Source organism: Pseudarthrobacter ribosi (assembly GCF_055412865.1).
In genome coordinates this window covers 40,197-61,288 of the sequence record NZ_JBVAYZ010000008.1, presented here as the reverse complement: position 1 = coordinate 61,288, position 21,092 = coordinate 40,197, and the positions used below count along the sequence as shown (strand labels likewise).

The 21,092-nt window shown below is 64.0% G+C and carries 22 protein-coding genes; 11 read left to right on the top strand and 11 right to left on the bottom strand.

Going from position 1 to position 21,092, the window contains the following annotated elements:
* The first annotated feature begins 417 nt into the window (after positions 1 to 417).
* From ACZYZ5_RS10565 to ACZYZ5_RS10550, 4 genes are all read left to right on the top strand, one after another.
* Complete coding sequence (locus ACZYZ5_RS10565) at positions 418 to 1,551, top strand: hypothetical protein (protein ID WP_463901615.1); 1,134 nt, start codon at positions 418 to 420, stop codon at positions 1,549 to 1,551.
* A gap of 27 nt (positions 1,552 to 1,578) precedes the next feature.
* The gene (locus ACZYZ5_RS10560; protein ID WP_463901613.1) at positions 1,579 to 3,300 is read left to right on the top strand and encodes a SulP family inorganic anion transporter; all 1,722 of its coding nucleotides are present in this window, start codon (positions 1,579 to 1,581) and stop codon (positions 3,298 to 3,300) included.
* A gap of 582 nt (positions 3,301 to 3,882) precedes the next feature.
* Positions 3,883 to 4,107 (top strand): hypothetical protein, encoded by a 225-nt coding sequence (locus tag ACZYZ5_RS10555; protein ID WP_463901611.1) that lies wholly within the window; start codon positions 3,883 to 3,885, stop codon positions 4,105 to 4,107.
* A gap of 195 nt (positions 4,108 to 4,302) precedes the next feature.
* A complete protein-coding gene (locus ACZYZ5_RS10550; RefSeq protein WP_463901609.1) occupies positions 4,303 to 4,689 on the top strand; it encodes an SHOCT domain-containing protein in 387 nt (128 codons plus the stop codon).
* Positions 4,690 to 4,737: 48 nt separating this feature from the next.
* Here ACZYZ5_RS10550 and ACZYZ5_RS10545 read toward each other — a convergent pair whose 3' ends face one another.
* The 4 genes from ACZYZ5_RS10545 to ACZYZ5_RS10530 all read right to left on the bottom strand — a co-directional run bounded on the left by ACZYZ5_RS10545 (position 4,738) and on the right by ACZYZ5_RS10530 (position 7,608).
* Positions 4,738 to 5,403: a GAP family protein gene (locus ACZYZ5_RS10545; protein ID WP_463901607.1), complete on the bottom strand. Its 666-nt coding sequence runs from the start codon at positions 5,401 to 5,403 to the stop codon at positions 4,738 to 4,740.
* Between the two features lie 36 nt (positions 5,404 to 5,439).
* Positions 5,440 to 6,594 carry an AI-2E family transporter gene (locus ACZYZ5_RS10540; RefSeq protein WP_463901605.1) on the bottom strand — a complete coding sequence of 385 codons (1,155 nt, stop codon included), beginning with the start codon at positions 6,592 to 6,594 and terminating at the stop codon, positions 5,440 to 5,442.
* Between the two features lie 104 nt (positions 6,595 to 6,698).
* Positions 6,699 to 7,085, bottom strand: coding sequence for an SHOCT domain-containing protein (locus ACZYZ5_RS10535; protein WP_463901603.1), 387 nt, complete (start codon positions 7,083 to 7,085; stop codon positions 6,699 to 6,701).
* Between the two features lie 82 nt (positions 7,086 to 7,167).
* Positions 7,168 to 7,608, bottom strand: a complete 441-nt coding sequence (locus tag ACZYZ5_RS10530) for a hypothetical protein (protein ID WP_463901601.1) — start codon at positions 7,606 to 7,608, stop codon at positions 7,168 to 7,170.
* Between the two features lie 325 nt (positions 7,609 to 7,933).
* Between ACZYZ5_RS10530 and ACZYZ5_RS10525 the strand changes: the two genes are divergently transcribed.
* Positions 7,934 to 8,311: a PLDc N-terminal domain-containing protein gene (locus ACZYZ5_RS10525; RefSeq protein ID WP_463901599.1), complete on the top strand. Its 378-nt coding sequence runs from the start codon at positions 7,934 to 7,936 to the stop codon at positions 8,309 to 8,311.
* A 107-nt stretch (positions 8,312 to 8,418) separates the two neighbouring features.
* Positions 8,419 to 9,249, top strand: coding sequence for a class II glutamine amidotransferase (locus tag ACZYZ5_RS10520; protein ID WP_463901597.1), 831 nt, complete (start codon positions 8,419 to 8,421; stop codon positions 9,247 to 9,249).
* Here the strand turns inward: ACZYZ5_RS10520 and ACZYZ5_RS10515 are convergent.
* The 5 genes from ACZYZ5_RS10515 to ACZYZ5_RS10495 all read right to left on the bottom strand — a co-directional run bounded on the left by ACZYZ5_RS10515 (position 9,238) and on the right by ACZYZ5_RS10495 (position 13,074).
* Positions 9,238 to 9,669 (bottom strand): transposase, encoded by a 432-nt coding sequence (locus tag ACZYZ5_RS10515; RefSeq protein ID WP_463901595.1) that lies wholly within the window; start codon positions 9,667 to 9,669, stop codon positions 9,238 to 9,240. The genes ACZYZ5_RS10520 and ACZYZ5_RS10515 overlap by 12 nt on opposite strands.
* Before the next feature lie 122 nt (positions 9,670 to 9,791).
* Complete coding sequence (locus ACZYZ5_RS10510; protein WP_463901593.1) at positions 9,792 to 11,210, bottom strand: hypothetical protein; 1,419 nt, start codon at positions 11,208 to 11,210, stop codon at positions 9,792 to 9,794.
* Positions 11,211 to 11,388: 178 nt separating this feature from the next.
* Positions 11,389 to 11,712 carry an SHOCT domain-containing protein gene (locus ACZYZ5_RS10505; RefSeq protein ID WP_463901591.1) on the bottom strand — a complete coding sequence of 108 codons (324 nt, stop codon included), beginning with the start codon at positions 11,710 to 11,712 and terminating at the stop codon, positions 11,389 to 11,391.
* Positions 11,713 to 11,741: 29 nt separating this feature from the next.
* Positions 11,742 to 12,170, bottom strand: coding sequence for a DUF6325 family protein (locus ACZYZ5_RS10500; RefSeq protein WP_463901589.1), 429 nt, complete (start codon positions 12,168 to 12,170; stop codon positions 11,742 to 11,744).
* 343 nt (positions 12,171 to 12,513) lie between these two features.
* Positions 12,514 to 13,074, bottom strand: coding sequence for a potassium channel family protein (locus tag ACZYZ5_RS10495; RefSeq protein WP_463901587.1), 561 nt, complete (start codon positions 13,072 to 13,074; stop codon positions 12,514 to 12,516).
* A gap of 220 nt (positions 13,075 to 13,294) precedes the next feature.
* Here ACZYZ5_RS10495 and ACZYZ5_RS10490 point away from each other — a divergent pair, with 220 nt between their 5' ends.
* The 3 genes from ACZYZ5_RS10490 (at position 13,295) to cls (ending at position 17,929) form a co-directional block, all read left to right on the top strand.
* Positions 13,295 to 15,868 (top strand): helix-turn-helix transcriptional regulator, encoded by a 2,574-nt coding sequence (locus ACZYZ5_RS10490; protein ID WP_463901585.1) that lies wholly within the window; start codon positions 13,295 to 13,297, stop codon positions 15,866 to 15,868.
* A gap of 139 nt (positions 15,869 to 16,007) precedes the next feature.
* The gene (locus ACZYZ5_RS10485) at positions 16,008 to 16,394 is read left to right on the top strand and encodes an SHOCT domain-containing protein (RefSeq protein WP_463901583.1); all 387 of its coding nucleotides are present in this window, start codon (positions 16,008 to 16,010) and stop codon (positions 16,392 to 16,394) included.
* 68 nt (positions 16,395 to 16,462) lie between these two features.
* Positions 16,463 to 17,929, top strand: a complete 1,467-nt coding sequence (cls, locus tag ACZYZ5_RS10480; RefSeq protein ID WP_463901581.1) for a cardiolipin synthase — start codon at positions 16,463 to 16,465, stop codon at positions 17,927 to 17,929.
* A gap of 36 nt (positions 17,930 to 17,965) precedes the next feature.
* Here the strand turns inward: cls and ACZYZ5_RS10475 are convergent, their stop codons facing one another.
* Positions 17,966 to 18,661, bottom strand: coding sequence for a DsbA family protein (locus tag ACZYZ5_RS10475; protein WP_463901579.1), 696 nt, complete (start codon positions 18,659 to 18,661; stop codon positions 17,966 to 17,968).
* Between the two features lie 80 nt (positions 18,662 to 18,741).
* Entirely contained in the window at positions 18,742 to 19,080 is a 339-nt protein-coding gene (locus tag ACZYZ5_RS10470) for a YnfA family protein (protein ID WP_463901577.1), read from the bottom strand.
* A gap of 428 nt (positions 19,081 to 19,508) precedes the next feature.
* Here ACZYZ5_RS10470 and ACZYZ5_RS10465 point away from each other — a divergent pair, with 428 nt between their 5' ends.
* Together ACZYZ5_RS10465 and ACZYZ5_RS10460 are read left to right on the top strand one after the other, a co-directional pair.
* Positions 19,509 to 19,811 (top strand): DUF4193 domain-containing protein, encoded by a 303-nt coding sequence (locus tag ACZYZ5_RS10465; RefSeq protein ID WP_463901575.1) that lies wholly within the window; start codon positions 19,509 to 19,511, stop codon positions 19,809 to 19,811.
* Positions 19,812 to 19,880: 69 nt separating this feature from the next.
* Complete coding sequence (locus ACZYZ5_RS10460) at positions 19,881 to 20,897, top strand: hypothetical protein (RefSeq protein ID WP_463901573.1); 1,017 nt, start codon at positions 19,881 to 19,883, stop codon at positions 20,895 to 20,897.
* The last annotated feature ends 195 nt before the right edge of the window (positions 20,898 to 21,092 follow it).

Below are 21,092 nucleotides of genomic sequence, written 5' to 3'. Positions count from 1 at the left end.
TTCTGGCCCGCCCCTTTTCGTTCCCAGAGGGCAAAGGGGCCGACGACGGCTGGGGGGAGAGAACCCCGGTCTCAGAGGGTTCTCGAGCGTCGCCGACCCCGTCTCACACCGGACCCCCAGACACCGGCAAGTAAAGGTACTCAATCCAGCACCTCGCAGAGTTCGGCAGAGGCGCGGACCTACTACCATTCAACACCTTGTATGCAGGAACGGCGAGAAATATCTGAGGTCCACCCTTAAGTTTGGGCCGGACGGTTTCATCCTTTCCGGGTGACGGCACCCGGACGGGGCAACCGTAGCGTTGGCGGTACCCCGGAACCGGACCAGGCACCGCGGCGTTTCGCCCAAAGCAGGACGAGCCGCCGGCGACGGTGCCTCTTCCAGAACCCCCACAGCCCAGGCGAAGCGAAGTGAACGATGATAACCCTGAAGACACGTGGTGCGGTCACGGCCGAGTCGCGGGCGCTCATCATCGGCAGTGCAGGCTTCCTCATCCTCGGCGTGGTCGCATTCCTGCTGGTGGGGCGGGAACCCGTCGCCTTGGCCGGACGGGGTTCGGTGGGCGACATCGCTGCGCTCGGGACGGCGGTGCTCGGTGCCGCAGCGGTGGTGATCGGTTCCCTGCAACGCCGGGGGCCGGGATCATCACAATCCGCTGCGGGCGGCCGAACACGCCATAACATCGACATCGGCGCCCTCGCGCTGGCCCATGCCTGCGTCTTCCTGCTCGGCTGGCTGGCGTTGTTCTCGATTTTCCAGCGGGCGTTCGTGGGTGCAGTGCTGTACCCCCTGGCCGCGGCAATCCTCGTCGGGGTCACCGGAGCCATCAGCGCCTACATCGCATACCTGTCGGCAGTCACAATGAACGCCTACCGGCTCGCCGCGCTCCTCGCCGTCTTCCTCGTCACGGGTGTCCTGACGAGCATGCTCACCGCGGAAGACCCGCAGTGGTGGCAGGAAAACCTCAGTGCCCTCGGCACGACTTCCGACGTCTCGGGGGCGGCGTTCAACCTCACGCTGATCATTGCCGGCGCCGTGGTCACAACCCTGGCCGGATACTCCACCAGCACGCTCGAAGCGACGGCAGATACCGCGCCCTCGCGCCGCCGGGTGCGAGAGCTGGAAGGCGGCATTATCCTCATCGGAATTCTCCTCGCCTGCGTGGGATTGTTCCCCGTCGATGAGCAATTCTGGCTCCACACCGCGGCAGCGTCCGGCATGGTCGTGGTGTTCGGAACCCTGATAGTCCGCATGCGTTCGCTGGTCCCCTCGATTCCGGCGACGTTCAACGTGCTGGGTCTGGTGTTCCTGGCGGTCATCGCCTTCGCCGTGGTGATGTACTTCCCCGTCGGCTACTACAATCTCACGGCCGTGGAGCTCATCGCCGCCTCGCTGGTCTTCGCCTGGCTGATCGTCCTGATCCGCAACCTCGCCGCCGTCGACGCCGACCAACTCGCGGCCAACCCGCCGGACGGCCTGCAGTCCCAACGCAGCGACACCGCCGGCAATACTGCGGCACCCGGAACGGACAGGACCGCCACGGGGTCCTAAAGAGAAACGCGACCGGGGGGACGAGGCATGAAGAAGTTGCAGCCGGGACGCCCTACCGGATTGCCCATCGCCGGCCAGCTCCGCACCTACGACCGCGCCTGGCTGAGAGGCGATCTGATCGCCGGGGTGACCGTCGCGGCCCTGATCGTTCCCAAGAACCTGGGGTATGCCGGAATCGCGGGGATCCCGCTGCAGAACGGCCTCTATGCGGCGGCTGCCGGCGCGATCGTGTACGGGATCTTCGGCTCGTGCCGGCAGATCTCGATGGGCCCGAGTTCGGGCCTGGCGGCGGTGGCCGCGAGCGCGGTGCTCGCGGCCGGCATCACCAGCGGGCCGGATGTCGCCTCGTTCGTTGCGGGGATCACCCTCGCCTCAGGCATCCTGTTCCTGCTGATTGCCGTCCTGAGGATGGGCTGGATTGCGCAATTCCTCTCGCGGGCGGTGGTCACCGGATTCCTTTTCGGTGCGGCGATCGACGTCGTGATTGGGGAACTTCCGAAGCTCACTGGCACCGAGGTCACCGGCTCCAACCCGATCCAGGAACTGCGGTCGTGGCTGGGGACCTTGGGCGAGGCGCATCAGAGCACCGTGGTCGTGGGCGTTGTCTCGCTCGTTGTGGTCTTCGGATTGAAGGCGATCGCGCCCAGGGTTCCCGGCGCCCTGGTCCTGGTGGTGGGTGGGCTGGTGGCGGAGGCGGTGTTCGATCTCGGGGCGAAGGGAGTGGCGCTGGTGGGTGACGTGCCCAGCGGGCTGCCGCGGCCGGAAATCCCGGATGGCCAGTTGATGTGGGACAACGCGGGAACCGTGGCCCTCGCGGCGGTGGCGCTGGTCCTGATCGGCTTTTCCCAGACCGCGGGGGATGCGCGGGCGTTTGCCGCCAAGCACCGCTACCAGATCGACATCAACCAGGAGTCCATTGCCCAGTCGTTCGCCAACATGGCCGCGGGAGTATTTAAGGGGATGCCCGTCTCGACGAGCCTGTCGGCGAGTTCGCTCAACGACCACTCCGGAGCGAGAACCGGTCTGGCCTCGCTCACCTCCGGTGCCACCGTCTTGCTCACGCTGCTGTTCCTGGCGCCACTCTTCTCGGTCCTGCCCAAACCTGTGCTGGCGGCGCTGATCATCGAGGCCGTCGTCATGGGCATGATGAACGTGCCGGAGATGCGGCGGCTGGCCCGCGTGCAAAGGTTTGACTTCTGGATTGCCGTCGCCGCCATTGTCGGCACCCTCGTCTTCGGTGTGCTCGCCGGCGTCATCATCGGGATCGGACTCTCGCTCATCTGGCTCGTCGGTGTGGCCACCCACCCGGAGATGCCGTCCCTCGGACGGGAACGGGGCACGCAGGTTTTCCGCGAAGTGGCTGAGTACCCCGGTGACGAGGTGATTCCCGGGGTCGCCGTGATCCGGTTCGACGGCGGCCTCTTCTTCGCCACCGCGGACGCACTGGAGGATCGTCTGCGCGAGATGATCCACTCAACGTCCGGCCTCACCGGCATCGTCCTGGACTGCGGCGGGATCAATTTCGTCGACTCCCAGGGTGCCGCGAAGATGGCAGACATCGCGGACCTCGCCCGGGAGGCTGGCGTCACCCTGCGCCTGGCCCGGCTGAAACCCGCCGTCCGGGCCACCCTGGCAAGGGACGGGGTGATCGAGCGTATCGGCGCCGACAAAATCCACGGCAACATCTACCGGGCGGTGGAGGCGGAAGAGGCCGAGGCGAAGAAGGAACGCCACGTCGGGGAGGGTTAGCAGCCTGGCTGCAGGGTCAAACCCCGGGAATGATTTGCCGGCCATGCCGAGTGGCTAGCGTTGGGGGAGCAGCACAGCCGGCAAGCCCGGGAGCCGATGACAGATGGAAAAGCCGGACGACGGCGGCGGCCCGGCGGGCGCCGTTCAACCAGAGACTCGCGCGCGGCCCAGCAGATAGCCCTGGGCGGCACGATGATCGTGCTGCCCGTCTACCTGCAAATGGTGCGCGGCTACAACGCGATGCAGGCAAGGCTGTCGATCTCCTCGCTCTCACTCACTATGTTCCTGGTCGCCGGGAAGAGATCCGGGAAGTGGCGCCCGGCCAGCCTCATCCGGTGGGGTTCCAGTTCCTGGTCGTGGGTTTGGTGGTGCTGGTCCCGATCGTGCCGCGCGCGGACTCCGGCTGGTGGCTCCTGATCCCGCTGATCATTTCAGGATTTGGCCTGGGGCTGCTGGTATCCCGGCTGAACAACTACACCCTGTCCCCGATCTCGGACGAGCGGGTCAGCGAGGCCGCCAGCGTGAACTCGGCCGCCGGATCATTCGGTCTATCGTTCGGGGCTCGCGTTCGCCGGCGGCATCATGCTCGCATCGCTCTCGACCATCTTCATCGGCTTGTCCAATGCCAGCACGGTCCTCCCGCCCGCCGAGAAGCAGCAGGCCGCAACCGTCCTGGAAGAGGACGCCCAGGCGATGAGCGACGCGCAACTCCAGCAACAACTCGCCGGCCTCGGCACCTCCTTCCGCATGATGCGGCTACCCGACCCCAAACCCTCCGGTACTGGAGAAGGCGCCATTTTGGGTTGAGCACTGCAGTGCCTGCCCTTAGAGCGGGAATTAACCCTCCTCGGATGAGGAATTTACCGGGGCGCCGGGCAGAAAATGATTGTACCTGCCAGTGGTCAGGCTGACAGGGGACGACCCAGACCTGCAGTTAGCTCCGTTCCAACCCGAGGCTGCGTCCACGTACAAAGCCGCATCAATTGAAAGTAGGGCAGCCACATGAGTTTCTGGGAGAATTTTTGGGACATTTTCTGGTGGTTCATTTGTGTGTACGTATTCTTCGCATTCCTGTTCGCGCTATTCGCGATCATTGGCGACATCTTTCGCGACAAAGAGCTGAACGGCTGGTTGAAAGCGGTCTGGATCGTTTTCCTGGCCTTCCTGCCCTTCCTGAGCGTGCTGGTGTACCTGATTGCCCGCGGTAAGGGCATGACCGAGAGGATGATGGAACGGTCCCGCAAGCACAAGGAGGCCTCCGATGCGTACATCCGCCAGGTGGCCGCACCGAGCCCAACCGAAGAGATTTCAAAAGCCAAGGCTCTTCTGGATGCCGGAACCATCAGTCCTGACGAGTACGAAAAGATCAAGAGCAGCGTCCTGGTCTGACGACAGGCGCTCTGGCGTTGCAGCTCTGAACGGTACCGCAAGGTCCGTTCAGAGCTGGACCACGGTGTAGCCGACAATTAAAACGCCGATCGCCAGCGTTGCGATCGCCGCAATTGTCTGGCCGTTACGCTGAATCCACGTGTAGATGGCGGCCAGCGGCACTTCGGCCCGCTCGGGGGAACGCATCCATGCGGCGATGGGCACGACGACCGCTGACTGCGTGACGACGGCATAGGCGACGACGAACAGAATCCCCTGGAGCGCCGGCGGTTCCCGGACGCTGATGAGCGCGCCGGCTGTAACGGCGAGCAGGATTGCCTTGGGACGCAGATTCAGTCCCAGGCCCAGGACTACGTATTCCCACGGGCGTGCGGTTTGGAATCTCGTCTGCATCTTGGCCATTACAGCGCTGTCACCCTGGCTTCTGTGCCCGAAGAGGTACAGGGCGTAGGCAATCAGGAAGAATCCAATCAAGAAGCCGAGCCACGCCAAGAGCTCGTCCTGCTTCCAGGCGGGCGTGCGCGGCAGGAACTGCAGTCCGACAGCCGAGAGGCCGACCACCACAATTGATCCGGCAACGCTGCCAACCAGGAAGGGCACTGCGCCGCGGCGTGGATCGGGGGAGAGCAGGATCATGATGGTGATGCTCACAGGCACGGTGCTGATCGCCCCTGCGAGAGCGAACAGCAGCAGGCTTGGGATGACGCTCAGCATGCAGTCACCTGGCCCGGGGGATTAACCGACGGCATGTCATGCCTTCGGCGGGATGCCGGGGTCCGTGTTGTTGGATCCCCGCCGTGCCCGGCGGGCGCGGATCGCGTCGTCTTCTACCTTGAGAAGTACCTCGAGGTCCTTCTTGTCCCCTGTCAAGGGCCGCCACCAGGCGATGGTCGGGTCGGAGTCAAGGAGGATTGTGCGGGCAAGGAGGGTCAGTGGCACGGCGAGGATGGCACCGACGGGCCCCAGGATGACGGCCCAGAACAGCACCGAGGCGAACGTCAATGTCTCACTGAGAGCCACCGCATTGCCGACGTACCTGGGTTGGATGATGGACTGGATGACACCGTTGATCCCGCCATAAACAACGATGACGGCCAGTACGGTCGGCCACCCGCCGGTGAGGAATCCGAAGAACAGGGGCGGGATGATCGCGATGAAGTAGCCGATGTTCGGAATGAAACTGCAAATGAAGGAGAGCAGCCCCCAGAGCAGGGCGCCCGGTATCTGCAGGAGGACCAGGACCAGCCAGTTGAAGAGGCCCTGCACCACTCCAAGGACGGTGGTGGCGATCATGTACCGGCGGACGCCCCAGCCAAAGCCGTTGAAAGCAGTCACCAGGTCCGGCCGGTGGTTGTTCAGATGGGTCAGCAAAGCCGGTATGCTCGAGCCGTCGACCGCCATGAGGATCAGCATCGTCAGGATCACCACGAGGCCGGCCACAATACTGGCGATGTTGCCCAGGAGTCCGCCGAGGAATCCGATGATGCGCCCGGGAGTAAGCCCCTGCACGACGGCCTGCGATTGCTCGGGGCCGAAGCCCACGGATTCCAGCAGCTCCGTGATGGAGGCGCCCAGTTGTTCAAGTTGGGGAGCGTATTGCGGCAATAGCGCGGAGAACTGGGCGAGAGAGGCAAACAACACTGCGCCGAAACCGGTCAGCAGGGCGAAGACGGCCCCGATGGTGGATCCCGTGGCAAGTCCCCGGGGCACTCCGTGCCCTTGCATCCAGCGCCGTAGCGGATGAACACAGAGTGTCAGCACAAAAGCAAAGAACACTGGGGTGACAATCCCCCGCAGCGCGGCAAGGCCGAAAGCTACGACCGTTGCACAGGCCAAAGTGAGTAGGATAGCGGCGGAACGGGGGAGAGCGGGGCTTGGGAATGAATCCGCTGGTTCCGGCCCCATGGGGCGCTCCTTCGTTCGGATCGGACATTGTCAAAAGCCGCGGCGGCCCCTTGGTAGTGACCGGTGTCGCTCTCCAGCCGCCCGGCGATGCGGTCGCGGAAGCGTCAGCTCATGACCCTGGTCTTGATCCTTTCGAACTCGTCAGCGCTGATAGTTCCGGAGTCCAGAAGGGCCTTGGCCCGCGTGATCTCGTCCGTCGGGCTCGCGGTGGCAACCTGGCGGATGTACGCATCGGCGCTCTCTTGGTTTCGACGGGCCCGTTCCATGGACCGCTCGGTCATGCCCTTGCCACGGGCAATCATGTACACCAACAGCGTCAAGAAGGGTACGAAGGCCAGGAAGATGAACCAGACGGCCTTCCACCATCCGCTCAGCTGATGGTCACGGAAAAGGTCTCCGATGACTATGAATAGCGCATACAGGAAGGCAAAGATTGCATACACAATAAAGAACCACCAGAAGATATCCCAAAAGGTTTCCCAGAAACTCACTTGGCATCCCTGCTTTCGATTGATGCGGCTAGGACGGGTTTGAAAGTGGCGCCGGCGGCAGGCATCCGGAGATTTCGGGGCGTCAGCACTTGACGTCAGTCGCGAGATCGCTCAGCGCCGCCTGGACGTTTGCAGCTTCATCACGAAGAGAGTCGGCCGCTTCGGTGAGCGTTGCGTCGTCGCCGATCTCGTTGACGGCGGCAGTGAACTTGGCTTCAGCCGACTTGACGGCGTCTACACGAGATTTGGCCTCGCTCCCGATCGCAGAGACCAGATCGTCGTAGGCCTTGACCACCTGATCCCGTGCTGCGCGGACCTGCTCCACCGTGGCGCCCGGCATAAGGGTGTCTTTGAACCCGGTCAGGGCGTCGGCAAAGGAGTCGGCAGCAGTGCAGACTGCGGAAATGGTCTGCTGCGGGGCGGACGTGCCGGCCTGCGGGCTGGGAGTGCTGCAGCCGGCGAGAAGCAGGACCGTTGCTGCGAGTGCCAACAATCGCTGGAGGACAGGTTGCGGTCTCGACATTGGAAGCTCCTCTCCGATGGGCAGCCGCCTGGCAGCCCAATCACTAGCAGGTAAGACCATCGTTCGCCCCGGGCCGGGCGCATGAATCACCCGCCGGGGGTGATATCGGCCCGCGCCGCAGCCGCGTATATGCTCAAGGCGGGTGCTGCCGGCCCCGCTATTCCCCGCAACCGGGAAGTGGGCAGGACCGGGGCCGGAAGACTGTTCCGACGACGGGAAGACTGTGGGAAGATGCGGGCATAAGCGCCCAAGCTACTACAGGCTGTGCAGTCTAATCCGGGCGGCTGCTGCTGAATGCGTTGTGTAATTCCTGAGGGGAATGGCCATGACTTTCTGGGACTTCTTTTGGCTCATGATTTCGTTTGTTCTCTATGTGTCGTATTTGGTGGTTCTATTTCTGATCGTTAAGGACCTTTTCGCTGATTCCACGCGCACCGGCTGGAGCAAAGCAGTCTGGGTGCTGGTTCTGCTTTTACTGCCGGTGTTCGGCGGTCTGGCGTACCTAATAGCCCACGGGCAGTCCATGTCCCTGCGGCAGGCGGCCCGGAACGATGTGGCCAGGGATGACTTCGACGACTACGTCCCCCGAACGGCCGGGACCAATCCCGCGGAGCAAATCGCCCAAGCCAAGACCCTGATGGACGACGGCGCACTGACAGCCGAGGAATTCACCGCGCTCAAGCAGCGCGTGCTTCGCCAGTGACCCGGAACACCGGCAGCCGCGGATGAGTCACCCGCGGGAGGTGATGCGCGGCCGCCCTGCCCGGTGATGGAATTGACGGATTCCCGCCTGAGTAGAAGGAGAATGACATGTGCCGCTGGCTCGCGTATTCGGGTTCTCCCGTGCGATTGGATGACCTCCTGTACAAGCCCGCCCACTCGCTCGTGATGCAGAGCAAACACGCACGTATGGGGGTCGAGACCACCAATGGGGACGGTTTCGGCGTCGGCTGGTACGGAACCGCGCCATTTCCCGGCGTCTTCCACAGCACGGAGCCTGCCTGGCATGACCGCAACCTGCGTGAGCTCGCAGGGCAGGCATCGGCCGGCCGCGTCTTCGCGCACATCCGGGCTACGACCGGCACGGCGGTTCAACAGACGAACTGCCACCCGTTCCGCCACGGCCGGTGGCTGTGGATGCACAACGGCGTCCTCACCGACTTCCCGAGGATGAAGCGTGACCTGGCCATGGCCGTCGAGCCCGGACTCTATCCCGAGATCGAGGGATCGACGGACTCGGAAATGTTCTTCTATCTCGCGCTCACCTTCGGCCTGGAACAGGACCCCCGCGGAGCCGTCGCTGCAGCAGTTGGACTGATCGAAGACACCGCACGGCGCCATGGCATCGAACACGCCATTCAGATGACGGTGGCAACTACCGACGGCGACACCACGTGGGCGTTCCGCTACGCCAGCGAGGGCAAGCCCCGGTCACTCTTTCACAGTACTGACATCGCAACCCTGCGTGTCCAGTACCCGGACAACCCCACGCTTCATGAGCTCTCGGACGATGCCCGGCTGGTGGTATCCGAACCGCTGGGGGATCTTCGCGGGGCCTGGCAGGAAGTGCCGGAGTCCACCTGCGTTGTCGTGCACGCAGCCGGGGAGGACCTGTTCGCATTTTCGCCGTCAGTTGCCTAGGGCGTGTCTCCCTATTGACGCAGCCAGATCAGTCTGGTCTCTGGGTTCTGGAATGACGGCCGTGATCTTCCGGGCCCGCAACAGTGAACGGTTTGTCCTGGAGGAGCAGGCCTGGTCACCCATCACCGCGTCGGGGCGGGTCCGCGCCCGTCCGGTTCCCGGCCGCGGGACGTTGATCGCGTCAATCACGTGCGGGAATATCCGGGAGTCCGAGCCCTGGCCCGGTCCGATGATGAACTTCAGGGGCCGGCCCTTCCCGTCGCAGGCGTGGTGGAGCTTGGTGCTCAGCCCGCCCCGGGAACGGCCGACGGCGTGGCCGTCAGGCTCCGTCTTGGATGCGGTCCCAGATGCCGTCTGCCGCGAAACCGGCGGTGGCTCCGGAACGGTCGGCCGCGCGGTAAAGACTTGGAAACGAGACACGCATCCAATTTTTCCAGCCTGCGGTCAGCCTATTTGGGAGACACGCTCTAGCTCCGGGATCGGTTCACGACCCCGGCGCACCGGATTAATATCGCGGTGACCCGCAAGTGCCTGCGGGTTCCTCAGGGCAGGGGGCGTGTTGGATGCGAGGCCTCGCGCGGCCCGCCCGCCACCGGCTCGGCGACCTGCCCTGCGCCGGTTGCATGGCCGTCAACAACGGCAGGGCGGCACAGGAGTTCGATCAGTAGAATCGCCAGCACGGCAAGGACTGCCGTCCAGATGGCCACCGCGGCCGTCGGGTACTGCCAGAGGATGAGGACCAGCACGGCGACGCCGATGATGACGGCTTCAAGGATCCGCCGGTAGCGGGCAAGCCAGCGTTGCCACGGTTTGGCCTGCCCGGCGCCGACTTTTCCAGTCAGGTAATCTCCGGCCCGTGCAAGGCCCTGCCGGACAAACTCGGCCGGGCGCGAATGACCGCTCAGGAAGGCGGCTACAGCGATCAGCAGACCCACGACAAAGACAAAGCGCACGCCGGTTCGGAGCGGGGTCACGAGGGTATCAACGAGGCTTTCAGCCGCGGCGGGGGAAACTGTGGCCGATGGGATTGATCCGAGGAAAATGTCCAGCCCAATGGCGAGTCCGACGGCCAACAGTGCCATAGCCACTGCCAGTGCCAGCCCGACGCGGCTCGTCGTACGCCGTCTCCAGCCCTGCGGCGCCACGGCGATGGCGCCCACAGCGCTCAGCACCGTCATCCAGGCAAGTATTGGGGCGGTCCGGTCAAGGGTTCTGATCGCCTCGGTGGCCCTGACCAGTTCCGGCGACTGGAGGAGGGTAATCTGCGCGTTAACCTCCGGAATCCTGGCCGCTATGTCCACCCCCTGTTCAACAAGGAGCGTCTTGACCCGGGCAATGATCTCCTTGGTAGAGATCGTTACGGTGCCGCTCTCGTCGATACCGACGGTGCCGCTGGTGTTTCCTGTAGCTAGGTTGACGATTCCCTGGTGCGCCACCCGGTTGACCTGAATCCACAGATCCTGGAACTGCGGGCTGGCGACGAATCTGGAGACGGCGGAATGGATCAGCGACTTGGTCTGCTCGGCAATTGCCGGCGCCAGACCGCTAATCACTGACGCGACCCGCGGTGCTACTTTTCCGAGTTCCGTCATGGCGTCCCGGGTGATGCCCTCGATGTCCACCGCCGCGGTGATCTGGGTGGTGACCTTGTTGGAGATCTCCGCCTGGATGGCAGGGTCTGAGGCCAAGGGGGCAACCGTGGCCACGTAGCGATCGGTATCGAGCACTTCACTGCGCAGAAACAGGGCAGGCACCGCGGCGCAAGCCAAGACGCCGGTCAGAACCACGAGGACAATGGCAACTATTCGTCGTGCCAAACCGGAACCCGCTCCGGGAGGCCTCGGGCTTACCTTCTTGGCTTCGTCCCGTTCGAGCTGAAGCCGGGCAACCTCCGCGCGCAACCGCAGAATTTCTTCGTGCTCCGAGCTGCCGGGGATCCTGGAATCATCATGGAGTGCCATGAGGGCTCTCCGCCTCGGTAGCGTCTCGGAGCACGAGCTCGACTTTCGAGCCCGACGAGACCGGATGAGCCGGCACCGCCTTCAGCGCAGGGGCCGAGGCAGGACTGCTTGATCGCGACACGGGAACCACCTCCAACTTCTGTTTTCGGTTAGGAATGCCCGGCTTGCCAGGCAGGTATCACATCAGGAGCCGGGCCTTAGCTGCAGCGAATTCGTCATCAGTGAGGAGGCCCGAACTGCGCAGATCGGCGAGTCGAAACAGCTGGTCCGCCAGCTCGCCTCCGCCCGCCGGTGGGGGAGGTGCCGGCGCCCGCGGAACGGGAGGGGTCCGGGCACTCGGGGCCGCGTTCCCGGCCAAAGCATCCTGGAGGGCTGTGTCCTGTTCCCGTCGCACCGAGCTGCGGGTTGCTGAATTGGCAGTCACCTGTGGCGTGCCTGAAATAGCAGCCGTTCGAGAAACCGTTCCGAGCAGACCGGGGCGGCCGCTTCTGGCAAATGGCATGAGAGGGTTCCTTCTGTCGGTGCAACTGTTCAGCTTGTGGTGACTCCATCTGCTTCGATGGCGATGACTGCATCTTCCTGCGGAATTCTGGCCTGCAGAGCCGTCACACCACCTGAGCGCCGCACCTCCTCTGACAGTCGCTGCGCCCAGCGGTGTTCGACGACGGCGACCAGCGCTATTTCGTTGTTTCCGATTGTCTCGGCCGCCAGCTCAAGGTCGGCGTCGTTGAGAAGAGTCAGCGGCCGGGAATCACGGATCATGCCGGACCATGCCGCCGGCAGATCATCCTGCAAGTCACGGACGTGCACAATTCCCTGCCCGTCCCGGCTCACCAGGGCCAAATCCGCCAGGGCCATCGCACCAGACTTGACTGTCTCGCTGAGTGCTTTGACGACGGTGGCGTCGATGGACGGTTTGGGAAACGCGCAGATAATCACTTCCAATGGGCCGATCTTCATGTGAAGCTCCTGTTCCCCTGGCCGGGCAGTCGGGACAATCATCATTGTCCATGCGGCGTGCGTGCCCAACCCCACCCACGCAGGGTGATCTGTCGTCTAGCCGCATTGAATCCTCGGGCCGCGGGAGGGGTTGCCGAGCACGGCACGTCTACTCCCGGGAGCTGGTCCGGATCGCCGCAGCCGGCGTCGGCACGTCAATTTCAGGACCCGGCCATTCCCGCGGCGGCCGAGTTCGATGCACAGGGTCTGCGCTCATCCGTTCGGGGTGACCGGCGCCCTTTTCGTTGCCCCGACGGTATACGGGGCGGCAGCAACGGCGTGGCAGCACCTCATCGTTCGGCGACTACCCGTGGAGCCGCCGGCCTGCCGCGAAAAAAGTGACCTTGGCCACCAGGACAAGGGAGCCCAGACCAGCCATCATCTGAACCGTCACAACGGCCCGCGCGAGCTGACTCACCGGCGTAATGTCGCCGAAGCCCACCGTGGCGAACGTGACCGTCGTGAAGTACAGGGCATCCGTCCTGCTCAGTGGTTCAGTGAATGCGGAAGGGTCCGTGGTCGACATTGACACGTACAACAAAGCGAAAAGGCACAGGAACATCAATATGCTCTCAACCACAGCTTCGGCCGCTCGTATTTGGGGTACCTCGGCCGCGATGATCATTCGCAATTCAATGGCCAGAGCGGTCAGAAAACACACCAGGACGGCCCCTAGCCGGATCCATGCCCCGGCCGGATTGTCGTCATTGAACCCCCCTATTGGAATAGCGAAGTAAAAAAAGAGGATTGCAACCAGGAAAACCGCCACGCGCAGGGCGAAGACGACGAACACATGCCGTCTGGAGACCTTGTCGAGTTCACGGACGAAGACCGGATTCTTCCGGTTTCCCTGCTTAGCGCCCATGACTGATGGTACTCCCGGGCCGATGAATTGCTCGCGGGCCAGGAGGCTTCGCCATTCGGGCCAAAGTGATTGCCCCAGGCGCTGAGCACAAGGTCCTTATGCCCCTGTTGGAGCCTATTGCGTCGCTTCTACGATGAATGACGTGGGAGAGACTCGAGTGTCTGCATCTGTGCCGGGTCCGCATTCCAAGACCCGGCCACCTTTGCGCGGTCTTGGAGCGTTGGAACGCCCGCGGCTTGACGGCGCCCTGACCGCGGCCGCAGATGCCCACCGGCTGACCGTCGTCGCCGCCCCTGCCGGATACGGTAAGACCACCCTGTTGGGTGACTGGGCCCGCAACTGCGATCTGCCCTGCGCGTGGTTGTCGCTCGACCGGTTCGATGCGCAACCAGCACGGCTTTTCCAGGGGGTTGTTGGGGCCATCCAGGCTGCCGCCGGCCAGCTCCCCTTGCCCGGCAACAATGCGCTCCTGGCCCTGGATCAGGGCCTCGCCAGCGATCGTGCTGCGTCCTATGACCTCCTGCTCGGTGCCCTCGAACAGCTCACGGAGCCTATGGCGCTTGTCATCGATGACATCCACCTGGCCGGACCGGAGCTGGCCCGTGGAATCGTCGGGGTGCTCGCCGCGTCGGCTCCGCCCACCCTGAGGCTGGTCCTTTCCGGGAGGGGGCATCCGTCCATCCAGTTGGAACGGCATAGGTTTGGGGAAGGTCTTGGACAACTCGGTGCTGCTGAACTCGCCCTAACGCAGGATGAAGTTGCCCAGGTTGCCCATTCGCTGGGACTGGACGCACCGTTTGATGCCGAACCTCTCTGGAGAGCGACTGCCGGATGGCCGGTTGCCGTCCACGCAAGCCTCACCGCACTGGCGCAGGGCCGCCATGTGCCGGGCAGGACCACCAACTCTCCGCCCGAGAACCTGCCGCTGTCCGATTACATCGCTGAGGAAGTGCTTGACCAGCTGGACCAGCCACTGGCGGACTTTGTCCTCCGCGCTACAACGTGCGACTGGCTGGGCCGCCGGCTCGCTGTCGAACTTCATGGCCAGCCCGACGGCGGCCTGCTCCTGGAGTCCTGCCTCCGCAACGGTCTGTTCATCGAGGAGCACGAATACCGCGGCGGTGAATCCATGTATCGGTGGCACTCCCTGTTCGCTGCACAATGCCGGCGAATACTGGAACGGAGGGACCCGCTCCTTGCCGAACGTCTTCACCGCATCGCGGCGCGGTACTACCAGGACGCGGACGTCTCCGAGTGCGTGAACCAAGCGCTGCAGGGGCAGGCGCCCCGCCAGGCTGTCGTGTCAATCGGAGGGCACTGGCTGGAGTACATGTTGCGGAACGGCGCACCCGCCCTGGAGCAATTGTGTCTCGACCTCCCGGCCAAGTGGAGCGCAGACGCCGAGATACTGATGATCAGGTCCGTCTGCAGGGAGCTCGATGGCGACGGCGGCGGGGCCTCGGACCTTAGGCAACGTGCCATGGCGCGTACCGCTGAACTGGATGCCGCGCGGCGGGGCATGCTCGACAGCTGCCGTGGTCTCTTCGAGCGGGGGCAAACCACCGCCACCGGCCGGTTGGACTTGCACCTCCCGGCCGACGACGTACGGGCACTTCCCGAACTCCCGGCGGAAGGCAACCATGGCACCTCTTCCACCGGCATGTTCCTGCTCGCCCAGGCTGAGTTCAGGCTGCACCGCGCCGGACACCAGGCAACCGTATTGCTTGAATCGGCCGTGGCCGACGACGGCAGCGGTCTGCAATCGGAGCAGGCGGAAATATTCGCCGACGCGGAAATGGCTTTGGCGTACGCCGTCGCCGGCGATCTCGTGACTGCTGACGATTTTGCGACACAGGCGTTGGAGAGGGCGGATGCCCGCGGCTGGAGTTCGCAGGACAGAATGGCGGCTGCCTGGCTGGCGCGCGGCATCGCGCACTACTGGCGGGACGAACTGAAGGGCGCGCGGGCCCATCTAGTCAAAGCCCTGCGCCTCGGGGACAAGCTGTTCGGGCTCGGCGCGCTCGGGGTTGTGTACCAGGTTCTGGTTGACTCTGCCTCCGGCGACGAATCGCATCTTGCCGACTCCGGCGCTGCGCTGGAGTCCCTCCACGATCGGGGCCTTTATGGTGTTTCGTGGAATGACTTTCATACCATTGCCAGGGCGAAGCTCGCTGAAGCCAAAGGCGACCTGGACACAGCGCTGGCTATCGTCGAGCCAATGGGTGCCGGCGGGCACGCGCCGCTGGTGGACATGCTGCTCGCAGAACTCCTGCGTCGCGGCGGCGAAATCAGCGCCGCCCAGCGCTGTGCCAGGGAACTGACAAGTCAGCACCGTAACCGCTGCGTCGACACCAGCATGAGTCTGACCGAGGCGCTCCTGGCCCACGGGAACCGGGATGAGGCCAGGACTCACGAGCGGATCGAACACGCTGTATATCGCGCCGAGCCCCAGTCCGTCCTGCGACCTTTCACCGAGCGGCGGGATGACATCGCAGAATTGTTGATTCGGCACGCCGTGTGGGGCACCACCCATGAGTCGTTTATCGCGGCCCGGATGGCACACCACGCGCAAAGCCACCCGCACCTCCGGACACGGTCCTACTGGACCCTCACCGACCGGGAACGCGAGGTCCTGGCCTATATGCGCTCAGTCATGACTGCGGCCGAGATCGCCGAGGCGCTGTTCATTTCGGTCAACACTGTCAAGACCCACGAACGGTCCATCTACCGCAAACTCGGTGCAGCGGGACGGCGCGATGCACTTAAGACGGCGGCGGAACGCGGGATCGTCTAAGCCGTGCGGTCCGGATTTCCGGCACGGAATGTCACCCCCCGGGGATGATGGCCATCACCGCCAAGGGGCTAACAATTATTGAACCAGCCCATGGTCGGCTCGCTGGGGGCACGGCAAGATATGAGAGCAGGGAAGCCAAATGAGTTTCTGGGAAAACTTTTGGGATATCTTCTGGTGGTTCTTCATCGCATGCGTGTTCTTTGCCTACCTGTTTGGGGTGTTTGCAATCATCGGTGACCTCTTTCGCGACCGAGGGCTGAGCGGATGGTGGAAAGCGGTCTGGATCTTCTTCCTGTGCTTCCTGCCCTTCGTGACACTGCTGGTCTATCTGGCCGCCCGCGGCGAGGGCATGGCCGAGCGGTCGATTGAACGTTCCCGGAGAGACCAGGAAGAAGCTGATTCCTACATCCGCAGGGTCTCTGCCACGAGCCCCGCCGACGAGATTTCCAAAGCGAAGGCCCTGCTGGACGCTGGAACCATCAGCCCGGAAGAGTTTGCGAGGCTCAAGAGCAGGGTACTGGTCTGACGGCGTGCTTGAGGTCCCCCGAATCCGGGGGACCGGCGTTATTTCCCCGGCAGAAGGGTCTCAGGTGAGTGCGCGACTTTCTTAACGACTCCGAAACTATCGCCCTACTCGCGCTGGCGGTCCATATTTTCCTGGTGGCCGTGGCAGCTGTCCTCGTATCGATGAACCGTCGCCCGTCGTCGGCGATTGCCTGGGTGCTCGCCATTATCTTCATACCGCTGCTCGGTGCAGTCGCGTACCTCTTTGTTGGGTACTCGAAGTTGCCCAAGGCCCGCCGCGACAAGCAGCGGGAGGTAAATGACCTGGTCCTGGCCCGGACGGAGGGGATTTCACTGGTCAGCCGTGGTGTTGACTGGCCCGAGTGGCTGCATTCGGTGGTGGCACTGAACAGCAACCTGGGGGCGCTCCCCATGGTCAAAGGCAACAGCGCCGAGCTCCTTCCTGACTACGACGGCACCTTCGATGCCATGATCGCGGAGATTGAGTCGGCCGAGAGCTACGTGCACGTGGAGTTCTACATTCTTGTCCTCGATTCGACCACGGAACCGTTTTTCCAGGCGCTCGCCCGGGCCAGGGAGCGGGGCGTCGCGGTGAGGGTGCTCTCTGATCACCTGGCGGGCATCATGTTCCCGGGCCGCAAAGAAACCATAAAGTACCTCCGGGACGCTGGGGCGGAATATCACCCCATGCTGCCGCTGCGACCGTTCCATGGCCAGTGGCAGCGGCCGGACCTGCGCAATCACCGCAAGATCCTCGTCGTCGACGGTCGAGTCGGATTCACCGGATCGCAGAACGTCATCGACGCCAGTTACGACAAGAAAGGCAACCTCAAACGCGGACTTCGGTGGCACGAGCTGATGGTGCGCCTCGAAGGGGCCGTTGTCCGCGAGCTGGATGCGGTCTTCGCGACAGACTGGTACAGCGAAACGGGGGTGCTGCTGCGGCTGGATTCGCGGCCTCGAGTCCCCGACCCAGGGCCCGCGCTGATCGACGCGCAGGTGTTGCCCAGCGGCCCCAGCTTTGACAACGACAACAATCTGAAGCTCTACGCCGCGCTCATCCATAAAGCCGAGCGCCGGGTCAGTATCACCAGTCCGTACTTCGTGCCGGACGAATCCATCCTGCTGGCCATCGTCACGGCCGCTGCTCGGGGACTCAGCGTCGAGCTTTTCGTCTCCGAGGTCGGCGACCAGAGCATGGTCTACCACGCGCAGCGTTCGTACTATGAGGCGCTGCTCCGCGCCGGCGTCAGGATCTACCTTTACCGGGCCCCCAAGGTGTTGCATTCCAAGCACTTCACCATCGACGAGGAGGTTGCCGTGATTGGGTCCAGCAACATGGATGTCCGGTCCTTCAGCCTCAACATGGAGGTGTCGGTCCTGGCGCACGGGCGCGGCTTTGTGGACGCAATCCGCACGATTGAAGACGGGTACCGGGTGAACAGCCGTGAACTCCAGCTTGACGACTGGGTCCGGCGGCCCGTAGCCCAAAGGGCGTTCGACAATCTGGCCCGCCTGACCGCGTCCCTCCAATAGCGTCGGAGCAACTCGGGCCGGGGCGTGGCACCGCGCCTATCGGGCGGCGTCGGTGAGCAGTTGCCGGAAGTCCACTTCGGTGTCCAGGACCAGTTTCTTGCCATTGAGGAAGAAGGTGGGTGTGCCGGTGACCCCCAGGGCCGTGCCGTCTTCGGAGTCTTTCCGGATCCGTGCCTTGGTGTTCTCGTCCACCACTGCGGCGTCGTACCTGGCCAGGTCGAGTCCCAGTTCCTGCGCATAGCCGCGGAACAGGGCAGTCTGGGATTCCTGCTTTCCGCCCCACTGGGTTTGGGTTTCGAAGAGCTTAGCTGCCATCTGCTCGTACTTGCCTTGCTGTGCGGAGGCCTCCACGGCCAGGGCGGCAGTCCCGGAGTTGCGATGTCCGGGGAGGGGGAAGTAGCGGTTTACGAACGTGATCCGGTCACCGTACTCCCTTTTGAGTTCCTCGACGAGCGGATGGGCAGCGCGGCACGATTCGCATTCGAAATCCAGGAACTCGACTAACTGGGCCTTTTCGACAGCTGGGGAGGTGAGACGGTGGCTGTCACCGCGGACCAGTTGCGCATTGGCCGCAGGCTGCGGAACTTCTGGTGCGGGCCTACTGGCCGTGACGGCCGCGTACCAGACGAGTCCGGCCGACACGATGGCCGCCAGTAGGATCCAGAGGACCAGGCGGATTTTCTTCGCCGTGTCACTCGGAGTCGGATGTGGTTTTGTCGGGGTCTGGGTCATCACTGTCGGGTAGCTTTCCTGGTCGCGGCGGCGGGTTCAATTGTGGCGGTGTGTAACCGGGCGTCTGCGACGCCGGATCGCTAGCCGGCGCCTCGTGGGGCAAACATGATGACGGCCACGCCAAACAGGCAGACCACGGAGCCGATGATGTCCCATCGGTCGGGCCGGAATCCATCGAACATCATGCCCCAGGCAAGCGAGCCGGCCACAAAGACGCCTCCGTAGGCGGCGAGGATGCGTCCAAAGTGCGCGTCGGGCTGCAGGGTCGCCACGAAGCCGTATGCGCCCAGTGCAACGACGCCCAGCCCGGCCCACCACCAGTCCTTGCCTTCGCGGACCGACTGCCAGACCAGCCAGGCGCCGCCTATTTCCGCTGCTGCGGCGAGCACAAACAGCGCAACCGATTTTGCGATAGTCACGTCACCATCATGGCAGGGAGCCGGCGGGCCAGCAGCGGCTCACGATTCCCGCCAGTTCTGCGTGTCATTGAGGACGCATCCCTGGCGGCTGCATTGCCGGGCACTCACCCGCCAGTCGGGCTGGCCGGAAGGCGCAGAGCGCTCGTCCTTCCAGATCGGGATGACCCGCGATCCGCACTCCCGGCAAGGCGCCTCGACGTGAGCGCGGCGCTGCGCTTTGTTCATAAATTCCCCCCAAAGAAACTCACCAGAATATAGCCGTAAATCGAACGAATGTACAAACTAAATCCCGTTGTGAGCAGGAGACCGTCAGCGGCCGCTCCTTCCAGGGTGTAAAGTACTTGGATTGTCGTGGGGGGAATACCCGAGCGGTTCCGTCTGTTGAACAGCTATCCGATACGCAATCCGAAGAAGAGAGAATCACGGCAGTGGCAACCGATTACGACGAAGTACGTTCCGATGTCAAGGAATCGCAGGACAGGTCCCTTGAGGCACTCCAATCCGCGAATGCTCCGGACGCCCGCAGCGTGGCACGCGAGCTGGACGAGACGGATTCGCTGGATGACTCGATCGTCCCCGGCGGAGAATTCGTCGCCGAGGAACTCATCGTTCAGGTCATCCCTCAGGCGGAGGATGAATTCACCTGTTATTCCTGCTTCCTGGTCCGGCACCGGTCCCAAATCGCGCGGGAAAGAAACGGCCACGCCTACTGCGTGGACTGCGAGGGCTAGGAGCAGGCGACAAAGCCGCAGCTGCACCACACTCTGTGACGGAACCGTGGGAGCACCTACAATCGGCGCATGACCGTACTGGACTGGCTGCTGGATTCTGATCCTTCCGTTCGATGGCAAGTGCTGCAGGATCTTGCCGCCGCGCCCGCCGACGTCGTGGCCGCGGAGCGCGCACGGGTGGTGACCGAAGGATGGGGTGCCCGGTTACTGGCTCTGCGTGGCGAGGACGGCCAATGGGCCGGGGGCGCGTATTTTCCCGCGCAAGGCGGCGACTCCGACTCAGGACCCCCTGATGGAGCCGGCGCCCCCGACAGCCAGGGCGATTCCGAAGGGCCCGACGAGGCCGGCGAAGAGGTCCAGCCCTGGACCGCCACCACGTACAGCCTCCTGCAGTTGCGTGACTTCGGCGTCGAACCGGGCAGTGACCGGATGCGCCGGACCGTGGCTCTTGTGCGGGACAACTGCCGCTGGGAGGAGGGCGGACAGCCCTATTTCAGCGGCGAGGTCGAGCCCTGCATTAACGGTATGAGCGTTTTGCTGGGCGCCTACTTTGGTCAGGACGTCGACGGCGTCGTCGCCCGTCTTGTCAACGAGCAGCTCGACGACGGCGGGTGGAACTGCTGGGCGGAGTACGGCGCCGTCGTGTCCTCGGCCGCAACAACGATCAACGTGCTGGAAGGCCTGCTGGCGCACGAGCAGTCAACCGGCGGTTCCGCCGAATCCCTCGAGGCACGGCGGCGGGGCGAGGAGTATCTCCTCGAACGACGGCTGTTCCGCCGCAAAAGCACCGGCGAGGTCGTTGACCCGGCGTGGCTGGAGTTCTCCTTTCCGACCCGCTGGTATTACGACGTGCTCCGGGCGCTGGAGTATTTCCGGTCCGCCGGTGGTCCGCCCGACCCGCGCCTGGCCGAGGCAATCGAGCTGCTTAGGTCCAAGAGGCAGCCCGACGGTACGTGGCTGCTGGAAAACACGCATCCCGGGCCGGTCCACTTTGAGCTTGAGGAAGGTGACGGGCGGCCCAGCCGCTGGAACACCCTGCGAGCGCTGCGGGTCCTGCGGTGGTGTGAGGACGGAACGCGCCCGTAGCCCACCCTGCGGGTACGTGACCGCCGCCCCTCCCGGCCGGCCTACGCTGCGCCCGTCCATCTGGGCGATGATGCTGCTGATCAGCCCCATCCCGGCGCACTCCCGCCCGGCGGCGATGCCGGCCACAGCGGCGGACTTGTCGGGGAGCGCAGCCGAGACGGCCATCACGGTTCCGGCCGGTGCCTTTGAGCCGGA

Bases quoted from the DNA above. Each gene is read 5' to 3' on its own strand.
- ACZYZ5_RS10565 (WP_463901615.1), top strand. From the start codon at position 418: ATGATAACCCTGAAGACACGTGGTGCGGTCACGGCCGAGTCGCGGGCG.
- ACZYZ5_RS10560 (WP_463901613.1), top strand. From the start codon at position 1,579: ATGAAGAAGTTGCAGCCGGGACGCCCTACCGGATTGCCCATCGCCGGC.
- ACZYZ5_RS10555 (WP_463901611.1), top strand. From the start codon at position 3,883: ATGCTCGCATCGCTCTCGACCATCTTCATCGGCTTGTCCAATGCCAGC.
- ACZYZ5_RS10550 (WP_463901609.1), top strand. From the start codon at position 4,303: ATGAGTTTCTGGGAGAATTTTTGGGACATTTTCTGGTGGTTCATTTGT.
- ACZYZ5_RS10545 (WP_463901607.1), bottom strand. From the start codon at position 5,403: ATGCTGAGCGTCATCCCAAGCCTGCTGCTGTTCGCTCTCGCAGGGGCG.
- ACZYZ5_RS10540 (WP_463901605.1), bottom strand. From the start codon at position 6,594: ATGGGGCCGGAACCAGCGGATTCATTCCCAAGCCCCGCTCTCCCCCGT.
- ACZYZ5_RS10530 (WP_463901601.1), bottom strand. From the start codon at position 7,608: ATGTCGAGACCGCAACCTGTCCTCCAGCGATTGTTGGCACTCGCAGCA.
- ACZYZ5_RS10525 (WP_463901599.1), top strand. From the start codon at position 7,934: ATGACTTTCTGGGACTTCTTTTGGCTCATGATTTCGTTTGTTCTCTAT.
- ACZYZ5_RS10520 (WP_463901597.1), top strand. From the start codon at position 8,419: ATGTGCCGCTGGCTCGCGTATTCGGGTTCTCCCGTGCGATTGGATGAC.
- ACZYZ5_RS10510 (WP_463901593.1), bottom strand. From the start codon at position 11,210: ATGGCACTCCATGATGATTCCAGGATCCCCGGCAGCTCGGAGCACGAA.
- ACZYZ5_RS10505 (WP_463901591.1), bottom strand. From the start codon at position 11,712: ATGCCATTTGCCAGAAGCGGCCGCCCCGGTCTGCTCGGAACGGTTTCT.
- ACZYZ5_RS10500 (WP_463901589.1), bottom strand. From the start codon at position 12,170: ATGAAGATCGGCCCATTGGAAGTGATTATCTGCGCGTTTCCCAAACCG.
- ACZYZ5_RS10495 (WP_463901587.1), bottom strand. From the start codon at position 13,074: ATGGGCGCTAAGCAGGGAAACCGGAAGAATCCGGTCTTCGTCCGTGAA.
- ACZYZ5_RS10485 (WP_463901583.1), top strand. From the start codon at position 16,008: ATGAGTTTCTGGGAAAACTTTTGGGATATCTTCTGGTGGTTCTTCATC.
- ACZYZ5_RS10475 (WP_463901579.1), bottom strand. From the start codon at position 18,661: ATGACCCAGACCCCGACAAAACCACATCCGACTCCGAGTGACACGGCG.
- ACZYZ5_RS10460 (WP_463901573.1), top strand. From the start codon at position 19,881: ATGACCGTACTGGACTGGCTGCTGGATTCTGATCCTTCCGTTCGATGG.